This window comes from Candidatus Nitrotoga sp. 1052, from assembly GCF_927312905.1.
Lineage (GTDB): Bacteria > Pseudomonadota > Gammaproteobacteria > Burkholderiales > Gallionellaceae > Nitrotoga.
Window position 1 is genome coordinate 10,641 of record NZ_CAKMHQ010000031.1, and the last position, 25,809, is coordinate 36,449.

The 25,809-nt window shown below is 51.6% G+C and carries 15 protein-coding genes and 1 pseudogene; 7 read left to right on the plus strand and 9 right to left on the minus strand.

Annotation, left to right across the window (positions count from 1 at the left end; genetic code table 11):
• The first annotated feature begins 508 nt into the window (after positions 1 to 508).
• The 5 genes from MJ768_RS07045 (at position 509) to MJ768_RS07065 (ending at position 11,848) form a co-directional block, all read left to right on the plus strand.
• Entirely contained in the window at positions 509 to 5,125 is a 4,617-nt protein-coding gene (locus MJ768_RS07045) for a glutamate synthase-related protein (protein ID WP_239289619.1), read from the plus strand.
• Positions 5,126 to 6,553, plus strand: a complete 1,428-nt coding sequence (locus tag MJ768_RS07050) for a glutamate synthase subunit beta (protein ID WP_239289456.1) — start codon at positions 5,126 to 5,128, stop codon at positions 6,551 to 6,553.
• A gap of 317 nt (positions 6,554 to 6,870) precedes the next feature.
• Positions 6,871 to 7,935, plus strand: a complete 1,065-nt coding sequence (gene hemE / locus MJ768_RS07055; protein WP_239289458.1) for a uroporphyrinogen decarboxylase — start codon at positions 6,871 to 6,873, stop codon at positions 7,933 to 7,935.
• A 291-nt stretch (positions 7,936 to 8,226) separates the two neighbouring features.
• Positions 8,227 to 10,404 (plus strand): primosomal protein N', encoded by a 2,178-nt coding sequence (locus tag MJ768_RS07060; protein ID WP_239289460.1) that lies wholly within the window; start codon positions 8,227 to 8,229, stop codon positions 10,402 to 10,404.
• 46 nt (positions 10,405 to 10,450) lie between these two features.
• Positions 10,451 to 11,848, plus strand: a complete 1,398-nt coding sequence (locus MJ768_RS07065; protein WP_239289462.1) for an FAD-binding oxidoreductase — start codon at positions 10,451 to 10,453, stop codon at positions 11,846 to 11,848.
• 472 nt (positions 11,849 to 12,320) lie between these two features.
• Here MJ768_RS07065 and MJ768_RS07070 read toward each other — a convergent pair whose 3' ends face one another.
• The 7 genes and pseudogenes from MJ768_RS07070 to MJ768_RS07100 form a co-directional block, all read right to left on the minus strand.
• Positions 12,321 to 13,418, minus strand: coding sequence for an acyltransferase family protein (locus MJ768_RS07070; RefSeq protein ID WP_239289464.1), 1,098 nt, complete (start codon positions 13,416 to 13,418; stop codon positions 12,321 to 12,323).
• 70 nt (positions 13,419 to 13,488) lie between these two features.
• Positions 13,489 to 14,645 (minus strand): annotated as a pseudogene (locus tag MJ768_RS07075) (IS3 family transposase).
• 221 nt (positions 14,646 to 14,866) lie between these two features.
• Positions 14,867 to 15,985 (minus strand): glutamate 5-kinase, encoded by a 1,119-nt coding sequence (gene proB, locus MJ768_RS07080; protein WP_239289472.1) that lies wholly within the window; start codon positions 15,983 to 15,985, stop codon positions 14,867 to 14,869.
• A 6-nt stretch (positions 15,986 to 15,991) separates the two neighbouring features.
• The gene (gene obgE / locus MJ768_RS07085; protein WP_239289474.1) at positions 15,992 to 17,056 is read right to left on the minus strand and encodes a GTPase ObgE; all 1,065 of its coding nucleotides are present in this window, start codon (positions 17,054 to 17,056) and stop codon (positions 15,992 to 15,994) included.
• Between the two features lie 70 nt (positions 17,057 to 17,126).
• Positions 17,127 to 17,384 carry a 50S ribosomal protein L27 gene (rpmA, locus tag MJ768_RS07090; RefSeq protein WP_239289476.1) on the minus strand — a complete coding sequence of 86 codons (258 nt, stop codon included), beginning with the start codon at positions 17,382 to 17,384 and terminating at the stop codon, positions 17,127 to 17,129.
• Between the two features lie 18 nt (positions 17,385 to 17,402).
• Positions 17,403 to 17,714, minus strand: a complete 312-nt coding sequence (gene rplU / locus MJ768_RS07095) for a 50S ribosomal protein L21 (RefSeq protein WP_239289478.1) — start codon at positions 17,712 to 17,714, stop codon at positions 17,403 to 17,405.
• A gap of 144 nt (positions 17,715 to 17,858) precedes the next feature.
• Complete coding sequence (locus MJ768_RS07100; RefSeq protein WP_239289480.1) at positions 17,859 to 18,872, minus strand: tetratricopeptide repeat protein; 1,014 nt, start codon at positions 18,870 to 18,872, stop codon at positions 17,859 to 17,861.
• Positions 18,873 to 19,412: 540 nt separating this feature from the next.
• Between MJ768_RS07100 and MJ768_RS07105 the strand changes: the two genes are divergently transcribed.
• Positions 19,413 to 22,538: an EAL domain-containing protein gene (locus MJ768_RS07105; RefSeq protein ID WP_239289482.1), complete on the plus strand. Its 3,126-nt coding sequence runs from the start codon at positions 19,413 to 19,415 to the stop codon at positions 22,536 to 22,538.
• A 126-nt stretch (positions 22,539 to 22,664) separates the two neighbouring features.
• Here the strand turns inward: MJ768_RS07105 and MJ768_RS07110 are convergent, their stop codons facing one another.
• Positions 22,665 to 23,063, minus strand: coding sequence for a YqaA family protein (locus tag MJ768_RS07110; RefSeq protein WP_239289484.1), 399 nt, complete (start codon positions 23,061 to 23,063; stop codon positions 22,665 to 22,667).
• A 63-nt stretch (positions 23,064 to 23,126) separates the two neighbouring features.
• Positions 23,127 to 23,942 carry a DUF4197 domain-containing protein gene (locus MJ768_RS07115; RefSeq protein ID WP_239289486.1) on the minus strand — a complete coding sequence of 272 codons (816 nt, stop codon included), beginning with the start codon at positions 23,940 to 23,942 and terminating at the stop codon, positions 23,127 to 23,129.
• Positions 23,943 to 24,202: 260 nt separating this feature from the next.
• Between MJ768_RS07115 and MJ768_RS07120 the strand changes: the two genes are divergently transcribed.
• Positions 24,203 to 25,714, plus strand: a complete 1,512-nt coding sequence (locus tag MJ768_RS07120) for a helicase HerA-like domain-containing protein (protein ID WP_239289488.1) — start codon at positions 24,203 to 24,205, stop codon at positions 25,712 to 25,714.
• Positions 25,715 to 25,809: the final 95 nt, after the last annotated feature.

Consider the following 25,809-nt stretch of genomic DNA (forward strand, 5'->3'; position numbering starts at 1 on the left):
GCGGGCCAAAAATTTGGCAAAAAGTCGCTGCGCAGCTTACGTTGGTAAATACGGATTTTAGATAACCCTGGTAATAATGTTGCATGGGTAAAGTTAAGTGGGGGGCGCTAACACGACACATGTCGCAGGGTGCTGTATCTTCGAGCCTTCTCCGTGAAACTCGCGCAGCAATTCGTTTGCTCCCTCTCCCACTGGGAGAGGGTTGGGGTGAGGGAAACGGGCATGGCGAGTTTTATTATCGGGGGCGGCATCTTTGCCATGCACATTAGCCTGAATTTCATATTAAGACAGGTTCTAGGTTGCTGTTCGTCCCGAGACAAGGTAATATTTCCGCCCTTTCGCCTTGTATTTTTTGTGGGCATAGATTGTATAAATAGCACTGTGGCGATGTGTGTCGCCACTTTTTTTGGGGTTAGTGATTTTTAATGAGGAACAACGTGTGAGTCATTCTTCGTTGCCGGTCCAGCAGGGTTTGTATGACCCGCGCCATGAGCACGACGCGTGCGGAGTGGGCTTTGTGGCACATATCAAAGGTAAGCAGAGCCATGAAATGATATGTCAAGGTCTGCAGATACTGAAAAATCTTACTCACCGCGGCGCGGTGGGCGCTGACCCTTTGGCGGGTGATGGCGCAGGTATTCTTATCCAGATTCCAGATGCATTTCTGCGCAATTCGTGCGCTGCACAGGGTATGTCCCTGCCGACGGCAGGCAAATATGGGGTTGGTATGTTGTTCCTGCCGCGCGATGCGGCGGCACGTTCCGCCTGCGAGCAGGTGATTGCCGACAAAATTGCTGTGGAAGGACAATTATTATTGGGCTGGCGTGATGTGCCGGTGGACAACGGCAGCTTGGGCGAGAGCGTTAAGGCGGTTGAGCCAGTGGTACGCCAGGTATTCATTGGGTGCGGTACGAATTGCATAGACGCCGATAGCTTCGAGCGTAAGTTGTTTGTCATTCGCAAGACCGCAGAACACGCTGTGCGCGGCCTGTCCAATGAGCAAGGGCGGGGTTTCTATATACCGTCGTTTTCTGCGCGTACTATGGTATACAAGGGTATGTTGTTGGCCGATCAGGTCGGCAAATATTATCTCGACCTGCAAGATGAGACTATGGTCAGCGCATTGGCGCTGGTACATCAACGTTTTTCCACCAATACTTTCCCCTCTTGGGATCTGGCGCATCCATTCCGTATGATTGCGCACAACGGCGAGATCAACACATTGCGCGGTAACGTGAACTGGATGACAGCGCGTCATGCGGCGATGTCATCCAAGCTGCTAGGCGCAGATCTGGAAAAATTGTGGCCGTTAATTGTGGAAGGCCAATCCGATTCTGCCTGTTTTGATAATGCACTGGAACTGCTAGTGGCAGGCGGTTATTCGCTGCCGCACGCGATGATGCTGCTGATCCCTGAAGCCTGGGCAGGCAATCCATTGATGGATGAAGAGCGCCGCGCTTTTTATGAATACCATGCTGCATTGATGGAGCCGTGGGATGGCCCCGCTGCCGTGGCCTTCACGGATGGTCGCATGATCGGCGCGACGCTGGATCGCAACGGCCTGCGTCCGGCGCGCTATCTGATTACAGATGATGACTTGGTGCTGATGGCATCTGAAATGGGTGTGCTGGATATTCCGCAAGGAAAAATTGTGAAAAAGTGGCGTCTGCAGCCGGGCAAGATGTTTCTCATTGATTTGGAAGCCGGCCGCATCGTAGACGACGCCGAATTGAAGCAGCAGCTCGCTACCGCAAAACCGTATCGCGAATGGATTGAAAAATCACGCTATTTCCTCGGCGACCTGCCAAGTGTGGACGAAAAGAAAACACCCAAGGAAAGCTTGTCTGACGCCAGCTTGCTGGATACTCAGCAGGCATTTGGCTATTCGCAGGAAGACATCAAATTCATTCTTGCGCCCATGGCTGCCGCAGGGGAAGAGGCAACGGGCTCTATGGGCAATGATGCCACCTTGCCTGTGCTGTCGGATAAAAACAAGGTGCTGTACAACTATTTCAAGCAGCTTTTTGCTCAGGTGACTAATCCGCCAATCGATCCGATCCGTGAAGAGATTGTCATGTCGCTTACCTCGTTTATTGGACCAAAGCCCAATCTGCTCGGTATCGACGAGACTGATCCGCCGCTGCGCCTTGAGGTGCATCAGCCAGTGCTGTCCAATGAAGATTTGGCCAAGCTGCGCGACATCAGCACATTAACTCAAGGACGTTACAAGGCGCTGGTGCTGGATATCACTTATCCTGCGGCACAGGGCGCGGCGGGTTGCGAGGGCGCGATCAAGGCGCTGAGTGCCGCAGCCGACCAGGCGGTGGCGGATGGCTGCAACGTGCTGATTTTGTCCGACCGTGCGGTTTCAAGTAAACGTGTGGCGATTCCGGCTTTGCTGGCTTGTGCGGGAGTGCACCATCATCTGGTACGCGAAGGGCTGCGCACCAGCACCGGACTGGTGGTGGATTCCGGTTCTGTGCGTGAAACCCATCACTTCGCGCTGCTTGCCGGTTATGGCGCCGAGGCGGTATGCCCGTGGCTGGCGTACGAGACTATTGCTGCCATGAGCGATTATTTACCTGCTGGTGTATCGAGCAAGGATGCGAATAAGCGTTTCATTAAGGCGGTTAACAAGGGTCTGCTAAAGGTAATGTCCAAAATGGGCATCTCAACTTATCAGTCTTATTGTGGCGGGCAGATTTTTGAGGCAATCGGCCTCAACGCTGATTTTGTGTCGCAGTATTTCACCGGCACGGCGACCCAGATCGAAGGCATTGGCCTGCATGAGGTGGCAGAGGAAGCGGTGCGCATTCATCAAGCCGCTTTCGGCAACGATCCGGTGCTGTCCAATGCGCTGGAAGCGGGGGGTGAATATGCCTATCGTGTGCGTGGTGAAGAGCATATGTGGACGCCGGATGTCATCGCCAAGCTGCAACATGCCACGCGTTCCAACAATGGGCAGGCGTACAAAGAATATGCGAAGCTGATTAACGACCAGACTCAGCACATGAAGACGTTGCGCGGCTTGTTCGAAATCAAGCAAGCCGGCGCGCCAGTGCCGTTGGCAGAAGTCGAGCCGGCAAAAGAAATCGTCAAGCGTTTTGCCACTGGAGCAATGTCGCTTGGGTCTATTTCCACAGAGGCGCACACCGCTTTGGCCATCGCAATGAACCGTATTGGGGGAAAATCCAACACTGGCGAAGGTGGCGAAGACCCGATGCGTTTCAAGCCAATTAAAGGCGGCGAGAAATTATCTGAAATTATAGGCAAGGGACGCATTGAAGCCGATCTGGTTTTGTTGCCGGGTGATTCATTGCGCTCCAAAATAAAACAAGTGGCTTCCGGTCGCTTTGGTGTGACAGCGGAATATTTGACTAGCGCCGATCAAATCCAAATCAAGATGGCGCAGGGCGCAAAGCCTGGTGAAGGCGGTCAGTTGCCCGGCCACAAGGTGTCAGAGTACATCGCTAAACTGCGTTTCGCCATTCCTGGTGTGGGGTTGATTTCACCGCCGCCGCATCACGATATATATTCCATCGAAGACTTGGCGCAGCTTATTCATGATTTGAAAAACGCTAATCCGCACGCTTCAATTTCGGTCAAGCTGGTATCTGAAGTGGGCGTTGGTACGGTGGCGGCCGGTGTGGCCAAGGCCAAGGCGGATCATATAACTGTATCTGGCCATGATGGCGGCACGGGTGCCTCGCCATTGTCTTCTATTAAGCATGCCGGCACCCCGTGGGAACTCGGGCTGGCGGAAGCCCAGCAAACGCTGGTGTTGAACCGGTTGCGTGGGCGTATTGTTTTGCAGGTGGACGGCCAGTTGAAAACCGGGCGCGATGTGTTAATTGGTGCGTTGCTCGGCGCGGATGAGTTCGGTTTTGCCACAGCGCCTCTGGTAGTAGAGGGCTGCATCATGATGCGCAAGTGCCATCTCAACACCTGCCCGGTGGGCGTGGCTACGCAAGATCCCGAGCTACGCAAGAAATTCACCGGTCAGCCTGAGCACGTGGTGAATTATTTCTTCTTTGTGGCCGAAGAAGTACGCGAATACATGGCGCAGATCGGTATTCGCAAGTTCGATGATCTGATCGGTCGTAGCGAATTGCTTGATGCAAAGCATGTCATTGCACATTGGAAAGCCAAGGGTTTGGACTTCTCCAAAATTTTCCATCAGCCTGATGTGCCCGTTAGCGTGGCGCGCCGCCACGCCGAGGAACAGGATCACGGACTGACTCAGGCGCTGGATCATCGGCTTATTGCCGAAGCCATGCCTGCGTTGGAAAGCCAGTTGCCGGTAATAATAGAAGGCCGCATTCGCAACGTTAACCGCACCGTCGGCGCAATGCTGTCGCATGAAGTGGCAAAACGCTATGGTCAAACGGGATTGCCGAACGATACCATTACGGTGAAATTACAAGGCACGGCAGGACAGAGCTTCGGCGCTTTTCTCGCGCATGGCATTACCTTCGAGTTGTCTGGAGAGGGCAATGACTATGTCGGCAAGGGGTTGTGTGGCGGGCGCATCGTGGTGCTACCGCCCAAGGAGTGCAACATAGTGGCCGAGGAAAATATTATCGTTGGCAATACTGTGCTGTACGGTGCGACCAGTGGCGAATGCTATTTCCGAGGGGTGGCTGGCGAGCGTTTCGCGGTGCGTAATTCCGGCGCTATTGCGGTAGTGGAAGGCTTGGGCGACCACGGCTGCGAATACATGACCGGCGGTATAGTGGCTGTGCTGGGCCAGACCGGGCGTAATTTTGCTGCTGGCATGTCCGGCGGCATTGCTTATGTCCTGGATGAGGATGGTGGTTTCGAACATCGTTGCAATCTGGCGATGGTGCAACTGGAACCGGTACCCGATGAGGCTGCTGCGAGCGAACTGGGCGAAGTCGAGACGCATGGCCGGGTGCATTTTAACCACCTCGGCAAGGCTGATGAACAGGTTTTGCGTGACATGGTGAGTGCGCACCTGCGCTACACCGGCAGTATCCGCGCTCAGGATATTCTAAATAATTGGGCGCGCTACTTGCCAAAATTCGTCAAGGTCATGCCGACCGAATATCGCCGCGCCTTGCAAGAAGTCGCGGCGGAACAAACCAAGCAATTGGAGGCTGTATAAATGGGTAAGATTACCGGGTTTATGGAATTCCACCGCTTAAGCGAGCACAGCTTGCCGGTCGCGGAACGCCTGAAAAACTATAAGGAATTCATACCGCGTCTGACCGACCAGCAGACTTCCGTTCAGGGTTCGCGCTGCATGGACTGTGGCATTCCATTTTGTACTACAGGTTGTCCGGTTAACAACATCATCCCGGACTGGAATGATTTGGTTTATCGCGGCAACTGGAAGCAGGCGCTGGACGTGCTGCACTCTACCAACAACTTTCCAGAATTCACCGGACGCATTTGCCCTGCACCGTGTGAAGCGGCCTGCACACTGACCATCAATGACGATGCGGTAGGCATAAAATCAATCGAGCATGCCATCATCGACAAAGGCTGGGAAGAGGGTTGGGTTGTGCCGCAACCAGCACAGACCAAATCCGGCAAGAGGATTGCCGTGGTCGGCTCTGGCCCGGCTGGCTTGGCTTGTGCGCAACAATTAGCACGCGTCGGACATGACGTGGTGGTATTCGAGAAAAATGATCGAATTGGTGGCCTTTTGCGATATGGTATTCCCGACTTCAAACTCGAAAAGTCGCACATCGACCGTCGCATTGAACAGATGCGTGCCGAGGGTGTGGAATTCCGCGTCAAGCAGAATATCGGCGTGCAGGTGTCAGCACAGAAATTGAAGGATGAGTTCGACGCCGTGGTATTAACGGGTGGAGCTGAACAGCCACGCGACTTGCCAGTACCAGGGCGCGAGTTGCAGGGAGTGCATTTCGCCATGGAATTTCTGCCGCAGCAGAACAGAGTAGTGGCGGGGGACGTTGTGCCCGATCAGATTAAAGCGACTGGCAAACATGTGGTGGTGATCGGCGGCGGCGACACTGGTTCCGACTGTGTAGGCACGTCTAACCGCCAAGGTGCGGCTTCGGTGACCCAGTTTGAGGTCATGCCGCGCCCGCCCGAGCAGGAAAATAAGCCGCTGATCTGGCCATACTGGCCAATGAAGCTACGCACGTCCAGCTCTCATGAGGAAGGCTGTCAGCGTGATTGGGCTGTGGCGACCAAGGAATTAACCGGCAAAAATGGCAAGATCGAAAAATTGCATGCCGTGCGCGTCGAATGGAAAGACGGAAAAATGCAAGAAGTGCCGGGCAGCGAAATTGAGATGAAGGCCGATCTCGTGCTCCTGGCGATGGGTTTCGTCAGCCCGACGCAGCAAATCCTGGAAGCGTTTGGCGTTGAAAAGGATGGCCGCGGCAATGCCAAGGCTGTCACTGAGGGAACGGGCTATTATCAGACATCGGTGGCTAAGGTGTTTGCTGCTGGCGATATGCGGCGCGGCCAGTCACTAGTGGTATGGGCAATACGCGAAGGCCGCCAGGCGGCGCGTGCAGTGGATGAATATTTGATGGGCAGTTCCAGTTTACCGTTCTAAATTAAGCAGTCCATATCAGGCGCTGAATGACGGGTTGCAATCAGCAAACTGCGCTGACCGCGCGTAATAGCAGCTATTCCGGGGTACCTGCTCGGTATTTTCAGGCTAATTGGTGCTATGGAACATATGGATTGCCTTCACTGCACTCGCGCCTGGCACCCAAAAAACCATCCCGATTTTTGCGTCTATCTGCTTCACCAATGATGCAGACCTATTGCATGACCAGGTTACCTTGCTAATCTCTCTGGTAAGGGGCGGTTGCGAGGTTAGGGGTAAGGCTGTTTAAATCTAGTCAATATAAATTAAAAGAGAACAACATGAATTTCAAGTTAAAAAATGATACCTTCCTGCGTGCCTTGCTGCGTCAGCCGACGGATTATACCCCTGTGTGGATGATGCGCCAGGCCGGACGATATCTGCCGGAATACTGTGCCACGCGCAAGCGCGCCGGTAGCTTTCTCGATTTATGTAAAAACCCGGACATGGCTACGGAAGTTACATTGCAACCGCTGGATCGATTCCCTCTGGATGCTGCGATTCTGTTTTCCGACATTCTCACCATACCGGATGCGATGGGTCTTGGATTGTATTTCTCCGAAGGAGAGGGGCCCAAGTTTGAGCGCCCCTTGCGCGACGAGGCTGCTATCAAAGCGTTAAGGGTGCCAGACATCAACAAAGATCTGCGTTACGTCACCGATGCCGTGTCGCAAATTCGCAAGGCGCTGAATGGTAGCGTGCCATTAATTGGTTTTTCTGGCAGCCCGTGGACGTTATCTTGTTACATGGTGGAAGGCGGTGGCAGCGACGATTATGCACGTGTAAAAACGTTGATGTACAAAGAACCCAAGCTGATGCACCACATCCTGGAAGTCACTGCGCAAGCGGTAACGCAGTATCTTAACGCCCAGATTGAAGCGGGTGCGCAGACCGTGATGATTTTTGATTCCTGGGGTGGCGTGCTTTCGCATGCTGCTTACTACGAATTTTCACTGCCTTACTTGCAGAAAATCGTGCAAGGGCTGAAGCGTGAATATGACGGTGTGAAGATTCCAGTGATTGTATTTACCAAGGGTGGTGGTTTATGGCTGGATAGCATCGCCGATATTGGCTGTGATGCGGTGGGCTTGGACTGGACCATAGACATTGGTGTAGCGCGACAAAAAGTGGGCCATAAGGTTGCGCTGCAAGGTAACTTGGATCCAGCCGTACTGTTTGCCACGCCGGAAGTTATCCGTGCCGAGACAGAACACGTGCTAGCTAGTTATGGCTATGGCAGCGGTCATGTATTTAATCTGGGGCATGGCATTTCTCAATTCACCAACCCTGACAATGCCGCGGTGTTAGTGCAGGCAGTTCATGAATTAAGCCGAAAATATCACTAAAAATGCTTGACATTACGTCTGGTTATACACAAATCGCGCATCGATCCATTATGAGGATAATTTTTATTATAGTATTAGAGCGTTAAATTTAAGTTATTGTTTTTATTAAAAATAAATTATGCCTATGAAATGAGCGGCTGGACAAAACTGTATATGGCATTGGTAGTTAGCCTAGTTATATTGGAGTTGTTCACATTGTTATCCACAGCTTATGTGGACAATAAAAAATACTCAATTAAGTCAGTCGGCTTAACTCAGTATGATAGAAATTGCTGGAGCAAACTTTATTAAATGACAATTGTTCGCGTCGCGCTAGATGTGCCATTGTCAACACTATTTGACTATTCGCTAGACAGTAGCATCGAGATTGTCCCGGGGACCCGCGTATTGGTTCCATTTGGACGCAAAAGAATGGCAGGCGTAGTGATGGAATGTGGAATGGATTCCGTCCTTTCTGCAGAACGTATCAAGCCCGTTTTGCAGGTGCTGGGTGATATTCCGCCACTGTCCGATGAACTGCTTGTTTTGCTGCGCTTCTGCAGCGACTATTACCACTATCCCCTTGGTGTTACTGTGCTGTCCGCCTTGCCGGTACGTTTGCGTGCCAGCCAGCTTGTCACGCTCAAGGAAACGATGCAATACAGACTAAGCGTTAGCGGCCGTGCGCTCGACTTGAGCCTGCTGTCCAAGCGCAAGGTAGTGCAGCACCGCATACTCGCAGCCTTGAAGTTGGATTCATTAAGTGCCGCGCAAGTGCGCGCGCTATCACCAAGCGGAGCATCTGCGCTTAAAGCATTGTCGCATGCGGGATGGGTGGAGACGTGTGCAGTGCCTGCGGTTTCCAGCTCATTTACATTCAACAATACTCATACGTTGACCTTGGAGCAGCAGCAAGCAGTGGATGCAATTACTAAAGCATCATGCTTTGGCTGCTTCCTGCTGCACGGTATCACCGGTAGTGGTAAGACCGAGATTTATGTGCATCTGATGAACCGGATATTGCAGCAGGAAGGGCAAGTGTTACTGCTGGTGCCGGAAATCAATCTTACGCCTCAGCTGGAAAATTATTTTCGCAGCCGCTTGCCGGATGTTGAGCTGGTCAGTCTGCACAGTGGCTTAAGTGATGGTGAACGTATGCAGAACTGGCTGCGTGCGCAGTCCGGCCGGGCGCGGATCATACTGGGTACGCGTCTGGCAGTGTTCACGCCGCTGCCACAACTGGCACTGCTGATTGTGGATGAGGAACATGACGCTTCGTTCAAGCAGCAGGATGGCTTACGTTACTCGGCACGAGATGTGGCAATCTTTCGTGCTAGCCAGCGTGGCGTACCGATTGTATTAGGATCCGCTACTCCTTCATTGGAAAGCTATTACAACGCACAGAGCGGACGCTACCAAATGTTGCGTCTGACCCAGCGCGCGGCGGCACAGGCGCGGTTGCCGACGGTGAGCTGTATTAACACCAGCAATATAGTTATGCAGCACGGTCTCAGTGAGCCGCTTCTTAAGGCCCTGACCGAGCGGCTACAGCGCGGTGAACAGAGCCTGATATTCATTAATCGGCGCGGTTATGCACCCGTGTTGATGTGCGGCGCTTGCGGCTGGCTGTCCAGTTGTTCAAGTTGCGCGGGCAAGTTAGTGCTGCATCTTAAGGATCGCCGCCTGCGCTGCCACCATTGCGGCCATCAGGAACGTGTGCCGCATGCCTGTCCGTCGTGCGGCAACGCCGACCTGCAACCGGTTGGCATCGGCACGCAACGGGTGGAGAGTGCGTTGCAGGAACATTTCCCCAAGGCGCGCATCCTGCGCGTGGACCGTGACAGCACGCGCAATAAAGGGACATGGCAAGCCATGCGTCAGCAAATTCAGGATGACGCGGTGGACATTCTGGTCGGTACGCAAATGCTGGCGAAGGGACACGACTTCCCTAACCTGACTCTGGTGGGTGTGCTTAACCCGGACGGCGCGTTATACAGTAGCGATTTTCGAGCATCGGAAAAGTTGTTTGCCCAACTCGTCCAAGTAGCAGGGCGCGCTGGCCGTGCCGACAAGCTGGGCGAGGTGCTGATCCAGACCGCATTTCCCGATCATTCATTGTTCCGCGCGTTGCGAGAACATGATTACGATACGTGGGCAAAAATCTTGCTGGCGGAACGCCAATCCGCCGGTTTCCCGCCATTCATGTATCAGGTGTTGCTGCGCGCTGAAGCCAAGCATGAGGCCCACATGTATACTTTCCTGCAACGAGCGCGCGAGGCTGCAGTTAAACTCTCCATGCCAGTTGAAATTTACGGTGTGGTTCCTGCTGCCATGCCGCGTCGCGCTAACCATTTTTTAGCACAATTACTGGTGCAAAGCGAAGCGCGAAAACCCTTGCAGCAATTCCTGCGCGAGTGGCGCCCCTTACTGGATGCACTACCAGCACAAAAACTGCGCTGGTCACTGGACATTGACCCGATTGATTTCTAGATCGTCAAAGCAATTGTGAAATAAGGCATTTTAAGGAAATATTTACATGCTTCCAGATTTGATGAATTTACTAAGAAACGTAGTCGGCACCGAGCACGTGCTGAGCGGCGAAACCGCAGCACCTTACTGTACCGACTGGCGCGGGCGCTACAGCGGCCAAGCGCTGGCTGTGGTGCTGCCTGGCAACACGCAACAAGTTGCCGCGGTAGTCGAGTTGTGTGCCGAGCGCCGCATCGCCATTGTCCCGCAAGGCGGCAACACCAGTTTAAGCGGGGGGTCAGTACCGTTACCGCAAGGCCAACAGATCGTGATTAACCTGTCGCGCATGAACAAAATTCATGCGCTGGACACCACCAACTATACATTAACCGTGGAAGCTGGCTGCACCTTGGCCATGGTACGAGAAGCGGCAGAGCAGGCTAACCGTCTGTTTCCCCTCGGCCTCAGCGCCATCGCGGCGCAATGCGAAATCGGCGGCAACATTTCCACTAATGCCGGCGGCATCGGCGTGCTGCGCTATGGCAACATGCGCGATCTCGTGCTTGGACTGGAAGTGGTCTTGCCCGATGGTCGCATCTGGAATGGATTACGCAGTTTGCGCAAGGACAACACCGGCTATGATTTGAAGCACTTATTCATCGGTGCAGAGGGCACGCTGGGCATCATCACTGCCGCCGTGCTGAAGCTGTTTCCGCGTCCTCAATCGGTGGTAACCGCGTGTGTGGCAGTGCGCGATCCGGCGGTGGCGGTAAAGTTGCTCGCACATTTGCGTGCTAATTGCGGCGACAAAATAAGTGCCTTCGAGATCATTTCGAGATCCTGTCTTGATCTCGTTTTAGAGCATATACCCGATACCGCTGAGCCATTTGTTACGCGCTATGAATGGATCGTGCTGATCGAGCTGTCGGATGTGCTGCAAGCGCCCCTGGATGCACCTTTGCTTAATGCGCTGCAAGTGTTCGGTGCTGGCATCCTCGAGTTCGCCGTAGATTCGGAAAGTAGCGCCGCAAGCTGGTGGAATTTGCGCAAAAATATTAGCGAAGCGCAGAAACGCGAGGGCATTAGCATCAAGCATGACGTCGCCGTGCCGATCAGCCACGTGGCAGAGTTCATCGCTCAGGCAAATGCCGCCCTGCGTGCCGCATTCAATGGTCTGCGCATCGTTGCCTTCGGCCATATCGGCGATGGCAACATCCACTACAACGTCTCAATGCTGGATTCAGCGCAAAACCCGGCCTTCATCGCGCAAAGCCAACAGGTCAACAGCATCGTGTACGACATCGTGCATGGACTAAACGGCAGCATCAGCGCCGAGCATGGGTTGGGGCAACTCAAGCGTAACGAGATACGTCATTACAAAAGTGCGCTGGAATTGGAGCTGATGCGCAGCATCAAGCACACATTCGACCCAAATAATTTAATGAATCCAGGAAAGGTAATGTAGTGAGTGCTCTTTGAGATATTCTATGGGTGGTCGGTTATATGCGCCATTTGGAATCAGAATATTATGATTTGAACGGTTTGGCTGTACACTACTTTTTGCCAATTAGGCATTTTTGAACAGCTTTGGTCTTGGTAAGGTAAGGATGCTTGGATTTTCATATGGGTAGCCTACCGAGCTTGCCTCGTAGCTCGGAAGCTTTCATCTCTCGCTTTCGTCAAAGTAAAGAGCTACGACGAAAGCGAATAAATATGGCTCCATTAATTCACAAGCACACCTCTAGATCTTCGGATTTCTTGTAGTCGGCCAACAGGCCATCAATCAGTTTAGGGGATAACGCTTTCAGTACGGTCGCCATCGCTCCTTGCAAGACAGCAGTTTCCCGCCAAATGGCCGTTTACACAAAAATTCTTACACCCACCATCCGCAGATTTTACCAAAGTCTGAATGATAAGTTACGGTAGTGGTAGCCACTTCATTTGGCGGATTCAAGACCATAAAAGACCTTAAGCCCAAGACAGGGTTTCTCAATGAAATGCCATGAGGCAATTGCAAATAGCGTCACAATGGGGAACGAGAACAGGAACAGGGAAACTGGCGAAATGCCGGGTGCCAGCGTGACAATGCTTTGTTGAATTGGAAAGGCGTAGATGTAAACACCAAAAGAATAATCATTGATTCGTGTTTTTTTTCCTAATAGATGGAATGATGAAGTAGCTACGAATAGCAAAAAATATCCATACGACAAATATATAAAAAGCAGAAATAGACTGGTTTCCCGAAATAAATATGTAAGGCCAATGAGTACCGCCACTAGTAAGCCGGAACGAGGAATCCAGTGGCGTACAGTGTACCCAATAGCTCCGAGTATAAAGACCGCGATCAATTGGCACGAAAATAAATTGAGGCCAGTATTCCAACTATCGAATTCGGTTTTGGTAACGGTGATCATTCGAGCAGCTAGGTAGAGCATCACTGTGGAAAATAAAATACTGCGCCAGCCTTTTCCTTCGGTTGGCAGCAGGCAGGTCGCACCGATCATTCCGGTCGCGATGTACACCAGGAATTCAACCTTTAAGGTCCATAGAGAACCATTAACGGCGTGAGGTATTGGCAGGTCTTCAAAAACGCCAGGTAGCGTGTTGGTTTTCAGGCTTAGGACATTAACGTTGTCGCGGATATATCTGAATGCCTGGCCGGATGAAAAATAGTGATTGATATCCAGAGAACTTGCTATGGGGCCAAGCAAAAGTGCGCTGATCGCCGCAACAACAGCTAAGCCAGGCAAAATTCTCAGCGCTCTTTTTGCCATGAACGAAGGAAAATGTGGCGTGGAGGCCCAACTTGAGGAAATAAGATAGCCGCTCAAAAAGAAAAAAGCTATCACGGCCAAGGCACCGCCATCAAATATACGAAGATGACGACCAATTGGCTCTAGTTGGATATTTCCGCTCAATGCGTAAGAGTGAGAAAAAAGTACCAATACCGCAGCGATCAGGCGCAAGGCGTTAAAATTATTTTCGCGGCTTGCCAATTTCTCAGAGATTGGGGCGCGCAAGTGGATCGTGGTCATATTTCAATGTGACTAGTATGAAAAACATATGAAAACTGAGGTCGGTTGTCAAGAATGGACACCAACGGGTTCATGCCGCCAACCTATTTTCATAGAATTGGCGCTCAAATGCGACAGGAGACAGATATCCCAAACGTGCCTGTTTGCGCTGCCGTCGGTAAAACATTTCGATGTATTCAGTGATGGCCTGAATGGCCTCGGCGCGAGTCTTGAAGCGCCGGTGATGCACCAATTCATTTTGAGCAATCCCCAGAAGCTTTCCATGGGGCGTTGCCGTAGCAGTTCCCCCGGCGCGACATCGATGGCACCATGCCGAACTGATCGAGCAATTTTCCGTACTCATGGGCGTAATAATGGCTACCCCGATCCGAGTGGTGTATCAGTCCGCGCGGTGGGCGTTTTGCCGCCATGCCCCGAAACAGCGACTGGCTGACCCAATTCCTGGTCATGCGCTCGCTCATGGCGTAACCCACCAGATCGCCAGTGAACAAATCTTTGTGGCCTGCTGCCAGATAGAGCCAGCCCTCATCAGTCGGGATGTAGGTTACCCAGGTCTGATTTGGGGCGGTCGCCTTGAATTTCTGCCCCAGCAAGCTTGACGCAACCGGCATGGCTTGTCGTTGCCTTAAACTTGCGTTTTGTTTGCAGCGTATCCCTAGTTTTCTGCGAATGCGCTTGATGCTGTGAACGCGGGTGTTGACGCCGTTTTCAGCCAAATCTTCCTTGAGTCGCTCTGAACCATAGGTCTTGCGGGTGCCCTGGTGGGCGGCTCGGATTTCCACTTCCAGTCGCCCCTTATTCTGTGCTCGTTTCGATGGCGGACGCCCCAGCCAAGCGTAATACCCGCTCGGCGAAACTTCGAAGATACGGCACATAAACGGCACCGGGTAACCCCCCTGTAATTCTTTCATCATCGCATACTTCACCGCACTTCCCTGGCAAAGTACGCCGCCGCTTTTTTAACAGGTCGCCCTCCATTTTGACTTCCGCCAGTTCCCGTTTGGTCTTGGCCAGTTCCAGTTCAATCGCGGTCAGCGGGCGTTGTGTCTTGCCGACATCGCCCAACTTCCCTATCTGCGCGGCCTTTAACCAGTACTCCAATGTGGAAACAGGCATCGACAAACGCCGCGCAGCCTTCTTCGGGCTTAACCTTTCTTCTGTGACTTGCTTGACCGCCTGCTCACGAAATTCTTTGTTGTAAATTGTGCTTGATACTCTCTGTTTCATCTCACACCTCCGTTTCAAGTTTAACAAAACGTTGGTGTCCTTTTTTCCCAGCCTACCTCAGAGCAGGCTATAGATCATATTCGATGGAATATCCACTAACTTACCGACAAAGCTGAGCACTCAAATACAACAAGGAATTGGTGGGGCATGCTCTCGTTACCAAGTTTGGCATTCATTTGTCTGATCAGTTGCGATTACTGCCCAAAAATTGGGCTTATTGCTTACAATAAAATCAAGTTGTCTCGATGTATTAGCTCTGGCTCATCAACATAACCCAAGAGGGATTCGATTTCGTTACTGGGATGGCCGCCGATGCGACGCGTTTCTGTAGCATTGTAGTTGATCAGGCCGCGCGCGATATCTTGCCCATTCGTATCCAAAATGGCGACCACTGTGCCGCGCTCAAATTCCCCGCTAACTTTGGTGATGCCGACTGGTAGCAGGCTCTTGCCTTCGTTACGCAATGCATGCACTGCGCCAGCATCCAGCGTCACCTTGCCGCTGATTTGCAGATGATCCGCCAGCCATTGCTTGCGCGCATTCAGAGGTAAAGTCTGCGCTTCCAACAGAGTGCCGATACTGTCGCCACGCATCAGGCGTGGCAACACATCTATTTCATGGCCAGACGCGATCACAGTGTGCGCGCCGCTCCGTGCAGCACGTTTTGCGGCGAGCACCTTGGTGAGCATGCCACCGCTCCCGATGTGGCTACCCGCACCACCTGCCATGGCTTCAAGCTTTTCATCGCCAGCTTGTGCCAAACTAACTAACGTAGCATTCGGATCTTTGCGCGGGTCGGCAGTGTAAAGGCCGATCTGATCAGTGAGGATAATGAGCGCATCAGCCTCAATCAGGTTGGCAACCAATGCACCTAAAGTGTCGTTGTCGCCGAACTTGATTTCATCGGTAACCACAGTGTCATTCTCATTGATGACAGGAATAACGCCAAGGGTCAGCAGAGTGCACAGTGTAGAGCGGGCGTTGAGATAGCGTTCACGATCGGCGAGGTCGGCATGGGTGAGCAATATTTGTGCTGTATGCAGGCCGTGTGCGCTAAAGCAGCTTTCATAAACCTGTATCAAGCCCATCTGACCGACTGCAGCAGCAGCCTGCAATTCATGCACGGCGCTGGGGCGTTGTTTCCAGCCTAGTCGCTGCATGCCTTCGGCAATCGCGCCAGAGGAGACCAATACTACTTTGTGCCCATTTTCACGTAGCGTAGCAATTTGCTGCGCCCAGTTTTGGATTGCAGGGATGTCCAGACCTTCACCTTGGTTGGTGACCAGGCTGCTTCCAACTTTGACGACGATGCGTTTGCACTGGGTCAGAATGGTTTTCATGATGCATTAAAGTATTTGGGTATCGGTTTTTTTGGCACTTTCGGCATTGGCCAACTCTTCCTGCTTGGCAACCTGCTCCACATGCTCCATGATGGCATAGCACAGCTCTTTACAGCCATCACCATTAATCGCAGAGATAGCAAAATAACGCGTGTAGTCGTGGAATTTTTGCAAAAAAGCGGCGATCTTTTCATCTTTATCTTGTAACAGATCAAGCTTGTTAAGTACTAGCCAGCGCGGCTTGTTATACAGCGCTTCATCATATTTTTTTAGTTCATTCAGAATTGAATTGGCTTCATGCACCGGATCGACTCCCTCGTACATCGGGGCAATGTCGACCAAGTGCAACAGCAAACGGGTACGCATCAAATGGCGTAAAAACTGGTGTCCCAGCCCCGCACCTTCGGCAGCGCCTTCAATCAGGCCGGGGATGTCGGCGATAACGAAGCTCTTTTCGGCCGATACCCGCACCACGCCCAAGTTCGGGTGTAACGTGGTGAAGGGATAATCGGCTACCTTGGGGCGGGCAGCGGAAACCGCGCGAATGAAGGTGGATTTGCCTGCATTGGGCATGCCTAGCAAACCCACGTCGGCGAGTACTTTCAACTCTAATTGCAGTTCGCGCCGTTCACCTTCAACGCCCGGGGTGCATTGACGCGGCGCGCGGTTGGTGCTGGATTTAAAGTGCAGATTGCCTAAGCCGCCCTTGCCACCCTGGGCGAGCAACATTTTTTGCCCATCATGATCCAAGTCGGCAATCAATTCACCGGTATTGATATCAGTGATGACGGTACCGACCGGCATGCGCAGTACAACATCTTCCGCACCCTTACCATAGCAATCGGCACCACGCCCTGCTTCACCATTGCGCGCGCGGTGATGGCGCGCAAAACGGTAATCCACCAGGGTGTTGATGTTGCGGTCTGCGAGGGCATACACGCTGCCGCCCCAACCGCCATCCCCGCCATCTGGGCCGCCCTTGTCGATATATTTTTCTCGCCGAAAGCTGGCCGCACCGTTGCCGCCATCGCCTGCGATGACTTCAATTTTTGATTCGTCGATGAATTTCATGATGTCGGTATCCTACAAATAAAAAAGCCCTATCTCGCGATAGGGCTCATTGTACTTGAGCTAGGAGTACTTAAACTGGAACCACGAAGATAGTCTTGCGTCTTTGTGCACCTTTGACGGCGAACAATACCTTGCCAGCAATCTTTGCAAATAAAGTGTGATCCTTGCCCATGCCAACATTGTCACCAGCGTGGAATCGCGTACCGCGCTGACGTACGATAATGCTGCCGGCGCTAATTAATTCGCCGCCATAGGTTTTCACGCCGAGGCGTTTTGAGTGTGAATCGCGACCGTTACTGGTACTGCCGCCACCTTTTTTTGATGCCATGTTTCTTCTCCTTCAATATTACGCCGAAATGCCGTCAATGCGGATCTCAGTGAAGTTTTGACGATGACCTTGATGTTTTTGGTAATGCTTGCGTCGACGCATCTTGAAGATTCTGATCTTCTCGCCGCGACCATTCGATACTATGGTTGCCGTGACAGTAGCGCCAGCTAACAGGGGTTGGCCAACAGATACTATATCGCCATTGCCGACCATGAGCACCTTGTCCAGCACGATGGCACTACCGACTTCACCAGCAACGGTTTCAATTTTCAGGGTTTCGCCTGCGACAACACGATATTGCTTACCACCGGTCTTGATTACTGCGTACATAACAACCTCGCTTGAATGCGGTTTTACAGAGTCGCGCATTATACACAAACGGCACTAGCCGTCAAAATGGTTTTTATCGTCTCATGGAATCGAAGATAAATTAGGCAGAAAATTTATTTGTCCCAGAACTACAAATATGCTGTTCTAATCGCAGTTCATGTAATTGCTCTTCTTGCAATCGTGTGCCAATTTTTGCGATTCAACGATTTGGGCTGGCGTCATGCGTTGAGCCACTTTATCACGATTTTCCTGTGCGTCATTTTGACCATTGATTGTCGCGAGATTAAACCACATATGTGCGCGAACATAATCTTGTTTAACGCCTTGACCGAGGTCATGCCTTAAGCCAAGACTATTTTGTGCGGTTGCATCGCCTTGCTGGGCAGCCAAGCGAAACCACTTTACCGCTTCCTGATAGTTCTGTGTAACGCCCTGCCCGTTGGCATAACTTAAGCCAAGGTAATATTGTGCTTTAGCATGTCCCTGTTCGGCCGCCGAGCGAAACCACTTTACCGCTTCCTGATAATCCTGTGCAACGCCTTGGCCGTTGCCGTAGCTTACGCCAAGATTAAATTGAGCTTTTGCATGCCCTTGTTTGGCCGCCAGGTGAAACCACTTCACAGCTTCCTGATAATTTTGCGCTGCAATTTGCCCATCAAGATATATTAAACCAAGGTTGTATTGTGCGACTGCATCGCCCTGTTCGGCTGCCGAGCGAAACCACTTCATGGCTTCCTCAAAATTCTGTGTAACGCCCTGCCCGTTGGCATAACTTATGCCAAGGCTAAACTGTGCTTTTGCATGCCCCTGTCCGGCAGCCGACCGAAACCACTTTGCCGCTTCCTGATAGTCCTGTGCAACGCCTTGGCCGTTGCCGTAACTTAAGCCAAGGTTAAATTGTGCATTTGCATGCCCTTGCTTGGCAGCCAGGCGAAACCACTTTACCGCTTCCTGAGTGTCTTGTGTAACGCCATCCCCATAGAGAAACATTTCACCAAGGTTGTTTTGCGCAGTGGCATCACCTTGCTCGGCAGCCAAACGCAATGATTCTTTAACTTGCACATATTTCCCTTCTGCCTTCTCCTCATCAGAATGTGCTTTGGCTAGGCCACTGCTCGTTGCCAATATTACTGTCAAATAAAAAATCCATTTATTCATTAATTTCTCCAGAAGTTATTACTTCGTACGAAAACTACGCTGCTACTGCCCTTGCGTCCACTGAATCAAAGTATTTTGGCAGCTTCATTACGCCTGCACGTTGCTCACCTTTTGATCATTATAATGGCATTCAACACGTGCATGCACTCACGGGTACAGGTCGCTTAGGCAAAGCTGAGCAAGTTACCATGTTCAAAATTAATTGATAAAAGTAATGCTTCACCGGCATCGGCAAACAATTGTTCACCCGTTTCTTCCTCTCCAGAAGATGACGGAATTTGAGTGGCGTGGTGGCGTCAGGTATGGCTTCGCATCCAAGATATGCTGTTTCATTGCGGCCTACCGTGTTTGTCATCTATTATGTTTAAAATATTTCATAACAGCATTGCGTTTACTAAATCAGAGTTGTCTTTGCGCAGTCAACCTGGCATAAGTGACGAATGCTTTTGTTGCGTCCCGAAATTGAATCCGCGTCAAAGTATATGCGCGCTGGTTAACTATTTTTCACGATCTGCAGCGCGCTCAGAAAGAATGGCCACAATGACAACTTCAAAGAACAACTTGCCCCGATTTTCGCGCCATCTCTGGGTGACGCTGGGCATGCTCGTTGTTTTCGTCGCAACCTTTGCCGTTTATGCTTGGACCGAAAGGGAGATCGGTCGCGCTAATAAGTTGCGGCAGCAGTCGTTCCTGCTGGCTGACGAATTGCGCCAGTCGTCTGATGACCTTACACGTATGGTTCGCACCTATGTGGTGACCGGAGACCCCATCTACAAGCAGCACTATGAGGAAATTCTCGACATCCGAAATGGCAGGAAGCCTCGCCCAATCGACTACCAGAACATCTACTGGGATATCGTGCTGGGCGACGACCAGCGTCCGCAGCCGCCGGGACTGGCGGTTCCCTTGCTGGAGTTGATGCGGGGGGCTGGTTTTACTGAAGAAGAATTCGCCAAACTGGCGGAGGCAATAACCAACTCGGATACGCTCACGCGCACCGAATTTGCCGCAATGGAACTGATCGAATCAACCAACCCGTTGATTGAGGTAAATCGCGCCAAGGCAATCCTGATGCTGCATGACGTAGCCTACCACCAAGCCAAGGCCAGCATCATGCGGCCGATCAGCCAGTTTCAAAGAATGGCTGATCAGCGTACGCTGGAGGCCGTTCATACCGCCGAAGTTCGCGCCACACTAATGCGTGCGACCTTCATCCTGTTAGGCTTGTTGCTAGCATTCCTACTCTGGAAATCGCAACGGAACTTGCGTGCAACTCTGGGTGGCTCAGTGAACGAGCTGCATACGCGCATTGCCCACCTTGGCAGTGGAAATTTTTCATCCGTCATCTCGGTCGCCAAAGGCATGGAAAATAGCGTGCTGGACTGGTTGTCGGAAACGCAGATGAGTCTGGCCAGAATCGACGCTCAGCGCAAGGAAGCCGAAGCAAAAAATCAACGCTTGACTAAGCTTTACGCCGCTTTGAGCAAGTGTAACCAGGCCATCGTGCGCTGCACCAGCGAGGCGGAGTTGTTCGCGCAAGTCTGCCGCGTTGTAGTGAATTTCGGCGGCATGGATATGGCATGGATAGGCGTGCTTGAAGAACATAGCAAATATATAAAGCCGATCGCATCCTTCGGCAGTGGTGTGGAATATCTGAGAGGGCTGCAGATTCCAGTGGAAGCCAATGAACCATACGGACGCGGACCGACCAGCTCGGCGTTTCGCGAGAACTTGCCATTTTGGTGTCAAAATTTTCAGCATGACCCCGTCACCACGCTGTGGCATAAGCACGGTGCACGGTTTGGGTGGGCGTCATCCGCCGCGCTTCCGCTACATCGTAATGGTGAAGTCAGCGGGGTTTTAACCCTATATACCGATGTGGACAACGCCTTCGACGAGAATGTGCGTAATTTGCTGGTGGGAATGGCGATGGACATAGACTATGCGCTGAAAAGCTTTGAGCACGAGGCGCAGCGTAAGCGGGCGGAAGAAGCATTGCGGGAGAGCGAACAGCGCTTGCGGACCATCATCGAGACGGAGCCGGAATGCATAAAGGTCGTAGACAGCGGCGGTCGGATCCTGGAAATGAACGCTACGGGCCTTGCCATGCTCGAAGCAGATTCTCTAGAGGAGGTGCAACAGCATAAACTCGTAGACTTTATTCTTTCCGAATATCACGATTCCTTTATTGCCATGCATAAGCGCGTGATGAGTGGCGAAAGTTGTATTTTTGAGTTCGAAATCAAAGGACTCAAAGGAACCCAGCGCTGGCTCGAAACCCATGCCGCACCACTAAGTAATGCGGACGGCAAAATCACGATGTTGCTTGGTATTACCAGAGATATCACCGCGCGCAAGGAAGCCGAGAAACGTATTCAATATCTGGCGCATTTCGACTCGCTCACCGGACTACCGAACCGCGTCCAATTGAACAACCACGCCAAATATGTCATCAGTTTGGCGCAGCGGAGTCAAGAGCCAGTGACGTTGATGTTCCTCGATCTCGATCACTTCAAGGACATTAACGATACTCTCGGCCACAGCGTCGGTGATGCTTTGCTGGTCGAACTGGCCAAACGGCTGCGCTTGGTGCTACGCGAGGAAGACATGGTGTCGCGCCTTGGTGGGGATGAATTCATCTTCCTGTTTTACGGCGTCGATGCACACGAAGCGCCCCTTGTGGCGCAGAAGCTGCTGGATGTCATCGCCGTACCCTGCCAGATAGAACAGTATGATCTGAACGTAACCGGCTCGATCGGCATCGCCCTTTATCCAGGCGACGGCGCGGATCTGGAAGCCCTTTCCAAAAGCGCCGATTCCGCCATGTATCGTGCCAAGCACGAGGGCCGTCATGGCTACCGTTTTTTTACTGCAGAAATGCAGATTCGTTCGGCACGCCACCTGAAACTGGTCAATGCACTGCGCCAAGCGATTGAACGCGATCAACTTCAGATTTATTACCAACCGCAGGTATCCGTGCAGGACGGCCGCATCGTCGGGGCGGAAGCTCTGCTGCACTGGACACATCCAGTGCTAGGTTCAGTTTCGCCAGCGGAATTCATCCCCTCCGCGGAAGAAAGTGGACTGATCCTGCCGATTGGGGAGTGGGTGCTGAGGCATGCGGCGCGGCAGGCAAAGTCCTGGATGCAGAATGGCCTAGTCCCGCTGGTCATGGCGGTGAATCTTTCCGCAGTTCAGTTCCGCCATTCCGACTTGCCCAATCTGATCACGCGCATCCTCGACGAAGAGGGCTTGCCGCCAGAGTATTTGGAGTTGGAGCTGACCGAGGGCGTAGCGATGCACGACCCGCAAAATGCCATTGCCGTGATGAACAAATTGCACGAGCGCGGCGTGCGCATGTCGATCGATGATTTTGGCACCGGCTATTCCTCACTGAGTCACCTGAAGAAATTCAAGGTATACAAGCTCAAGATCGATCAGTCCTTCGTGCGCGATATCAGCACCGATCCGGAAGACAGGGCTATCGTTAGCGCTGTCATCAACATGGCGAAGAGTCTTGGTCTGCAAACCATTGCTGAGGGAGTGGAAACGGCGGGGCAACTGGCGTTCCTGCGGGAACAGGGTTGCGATGAGATGCAGGGCTACTATTATTGCAAGCCACTGCCGGCCGACCAGTTCGAGGAGTTTGCTCGATCAAAGGCCTGATAGCCTTAAATCAAGCCTACATTTTTTAACTTCATAATCTCTAACGATTATTAACACGTAAATTTTCCTATGCGAAAGCGACGTTGAAGTAATTGGATCGTGAGTTTTCCGCCCGACTACATTGATTCAAATTTGGGTTGCGATCGCAATGATCCAGTAACGCGCGAATTTGCCTATCGCCATGAATAACGCAGCGTGCCATGGATTAAGCCTTAGCCATCCGGCAGCAAGACACAGCGCATCACCAAGTAATGGCACCCAAGCAAGCAGTAATGCGGGTGTGCCGTAGTGCTGTATTTTCTCCACATGTTTGAGCTTATGGGTTTGCGGTAACAACCGACCCATGCCGAATGACACCATGCCGCCTAGCGTATTGCCGAGAGTACCGAGCAAAAGCGCAGGCCAGAATAATTCCGGGTACAGTTTCAGCACACTGATCAGTACAACTTCAGAACCACCGGGAAGCAAGGTGGCAGCGAGGAAGCTGCTAATGAAAAACGACAACAGACTGGTAGATTCAGTCATGTTCAGAAAGTCGGTGGATTCTGCTAAAACCACCCTTTCCACTAAAAGTGAATAACAGACCGATTAAAATTTGATCGCCGAAAAAATCTTCTTCGCCAGATTACCGGTTGCTTCCAGCGGGTTTGCGCGAATCGCTTTTTCCTGTTCGGCCATCATCAGAAACAGACCATCCATCGCCTTGCGGGTAATGTAGTCATCTATTTTAGTATCGCGTTTGTCCACCAAACCAAACTGCACGCCCTTTTCAGCGAACTGATCATAGGTCTCCGCGAGCTTCACTTTCTGCATTGAAGTTGCTATGACAGGTTTAAATTTTCCGGCCAGCGCAGCTTCGGTGTTTTTGCGGAAATATTGCGTGGCGGCATCACTGCCACCCATAAGTATGCCTTTGGCATCTTCCACGCTCATTTTATTGACTGCACCGACTAACAGATCTTTTGCTTCAGGAACTGCTGTTTCGGCAGCCCGATTTATAGAGGCAGTCAAGTCGTCGGCATACTTTCCCATGCCAAATTTACGCAATAAGCCATCTGCTTTTTGCAGATTTTCCGGCAATGGAATGCGCACTTTGTTGTTACCGAGGTAACCATTCTCTTTGGCAAGGCTGGCAACGGCAGTTTCTGCACCCTGAATGAGGGCTTGCTTCAAGCTATCAACCTGATCGTTGTTGCTAAAACTGGCCAAATTTGCCGCAGATTTTAGAGCTCCAGTTGTTGCTGGTATATTGCTAGAGGCTGCAGGTTCTGAGTTTTGTGGGATAGGTTTGCCAAGATTGCCTACCTCTTTGTTAATTAAGTCGCCAAAATCAATGGCGTGAGCATGGCTAGCAGCAAGTGCGATAAAGACAAATAGAGTGCTTTGGATCATATGTCGAGGCATGATGATGTTTCTCCTGTAAGAGGCGGTTTAAATTTTACATGTAACTATTGTAAAGTCTTTTGGAAGCACGCAGATATAGTGTCGAGCATATTATTACAATGTGGTAAAAAGCGTGTTGGTGAGGATACATAATTCTCCTGCATAGTAAAGCTGAATCCACGTTATCATTTTTCGCTTGATTAATCTGAATCAGTGCATTCATGTAACTATTTATGCCTGCTGCATTTTGTGCAGAGCCACCAAATCAACTTGGAGCCTATATGAGCGAACCGCTACTGATCGCTAAAAATAACAAGCAAGAACTTTTTCTTCTGCCGCAAATGGCCAATCGTCACGGGCTGATAACAGGTGCGACAGGAACTGGTAAGACGGTCACCCTGCAAACACTGGCGGAATCCTTCAGCCGCATTGGTGTGCCAGTATTTCTTTCTGACATAAAGGGAGATTTGTCCGGCTTAAGCAAGGCAGGTGGCAACAATCAAAAAGTTGCCGAAAGAGTCGCGCAACTCAATCTGGAAAATTTTGTACATCGCGCCTATCCGGTAACGTTCTGGGATGTATTCGGAACCATGGGCCATCCGCTGCGCGCCACTATTTCTGACATGGGGCCGCTGCTCATTGGGCGTATGTTGAATTTGAACGAAGTGCAGCAGGGCGTGCTGGCGCTAGTATTCAAAGTCGCCGATGACAATGGACTGTTATTACTTGATTTGAAGGATCTGCGTGCGATGTTGCAGAATGTTGGTGACAATGCAGCAGATTTCACTACTGAATATGGCAACATCTCCACCGCCAGCATCGGTGCGATTCAGCGCGGCCTGCTGCAAATTGAAACGCAAGGCGGCGAAAGTTTTTTTGGTGAACCGATGCTAAACATTGCCGACCTGATGCAGACCGACGCTAACGGGTACGGCATGATTAACATCCTGGCCGCCAATAAGTTGATGTCTTCGCCAAAAGTGTATTCCACTATGCTGCTGTGGTTGCTTTCCGAATTATTCGAAAATCTGCCGGAAGCGGGTGATCTCGCCAAGCCCAGGCTGGTATTTTTCTTCGACGAAGCACATTTGCTGTTCAACGATGCCTCTGAAGCACTGCTCGATAAAATCGAACAAGTGGTACGTCTGATTCGTTCCAAAGGCGTAGGTGTATATTTCGTCACCCAAAACCCCGCAGATGTGCCGGACAAGGTGCTGGGCCAGCTCGGCAACCGTGTGCAGCACGCGCTACGCGCCTTTAGCCCACGCGATCAAAAGGCTGTGAAGGCAGCAGCTGAAACTATGCATGACAACCCCGATCTGGATGAAGAAGTCGTCATTACTACGCTGGGCGTAGGCGAAGCACTCGTTTCATGCCTGGACGAAAAAGGCCGCCCGAATATTGTTGAACGAGCACTGATTGTTCCACCACAGGCTCAAATTGGCCCGATTAATGAAGCGGAACGTAAAGCCATTATTCAAGATTCGCTGCTTGTCGGTCACTATGAAAAAGCAGTAGATCGCGAATCGGCTTACGAAATTATCAAGGAGCGCGCCAGCAATAAATCTGGGGAAGGTACAACAGCGCAGGCTGCTGATCCCACGCAGGCAGAAACGAGTGGCGGCATTGGATTCGGCGGGATGTTGGGAAGTATCTTTGGTGGCAGTGCATCAAGAAGTCGTGAAGGTGTAGGTGAGGCGTTTGCCAAGAGTGCCGCCCGTGCCATTGGCTCATCAGTAGGGCGGCAAATTATTCGTGGTGTACTTGGTTCGATCTTGGGCGGTAGACGGTAAGTATCATCGTATAGTAGTTTCGCATCATCGTTAGCCTAAGCAAAAGTAAGCGTAATAATTATGCTAACGGGGGGCGTCTCCAGATTTTTAGAGGT

Coding starts and splice junctions, on each gene's coding strand:
- MJ768_RS07050 (WP_239289456.1), top strand. CDS start 5,126: ATGGGTAAGATTACCGGGTTTATGGAATTCCACCGCTTAAGCGAGCAC.
- hemE (WP_239289458.1), top strand. CDS start 6,871: ATGAATTTCAAGTTAAAAAATGATACCTTCCTGCGTGCCTTGCTGCGT.
- MJ768_RS07060 (WP_239289460.1), top strand. CDS start 8,227: ATGACAATTGTTCGCGTCGCGCTAGATGTGCCATTGTCAACACTATTT.
- MJ768_RS07065 (WP_239289462.1), top strand. CDS start 10,451: ATGCTTCCAGATTTGATGAATTTACTAAGAAACGTAGTCGGCACCGAG.
- MJ768_RS07070 (WP_239289464.1), bottom strand. CDS start 13,418: ATGACCACGATCCACTTGCGCGCCCCAATCTCTGAGAAATTGGCAAGC.
- proB (WP_239289472.1), bottom strand. CDS start 15,985: ATGAAAACCATTCTGACCCAGTGCAAACGCATCGTCGTCAAAGTTGGA.
- obgE (WP_239289474.1), bottom strand. CDS start 17,056: ATGAAATTCATCGACGAATCAAAAATTGAAGTCATCGCAGGCGATGGC.
- rpmA (WP_239289476.1), bottom strand. CDS start 17,384: ATGGCATCAAAAAAAGGTGGCGGCAGTACCAGTAACGGTCGCGATTCA.
- rplU (WP_239289478.1), bottom strand. CDS start 17,714: ATGTACGCAGTAATCAAGACCGGTGGTAAGCAATATCGTGTTGTCGCA.
- MJ768_RS07100 (WP_239289480.1), bottom strand. CDS start 18,872: ATGAATAAATGGATTTTTTATTTGACAGTAATATTGGCAACGAGCAGT.
- MJ768_RS07105 (WP_239289482.1), top strand. CDS start 19,413: ATGACAACTTCAAAGAACAACTTGCCCCGATTTTCGCGCCATCTCTGG.
- MJ768_RS07110 (WP_239289484.1), bottom strand. CDS start 23,063: ATGACTGAATCTACCAGTCTGTTGTCGTTTTTCATTAGCAGCTTCCTC.
- MJ768_RS07115 (WP_239289486.1), bottom strand. CDS start 23,942: ATGCCTCGACATATGATCCAAAGCACTCTATTTGTCTTTATCGCACTT.
- MJ768_RS07120 (WP_239289488.1), top strand. CDS start 24,203: ATGAGCGAACCGCTACTGATCGCTAAAAATAACAAGCAAGAACTTTTT.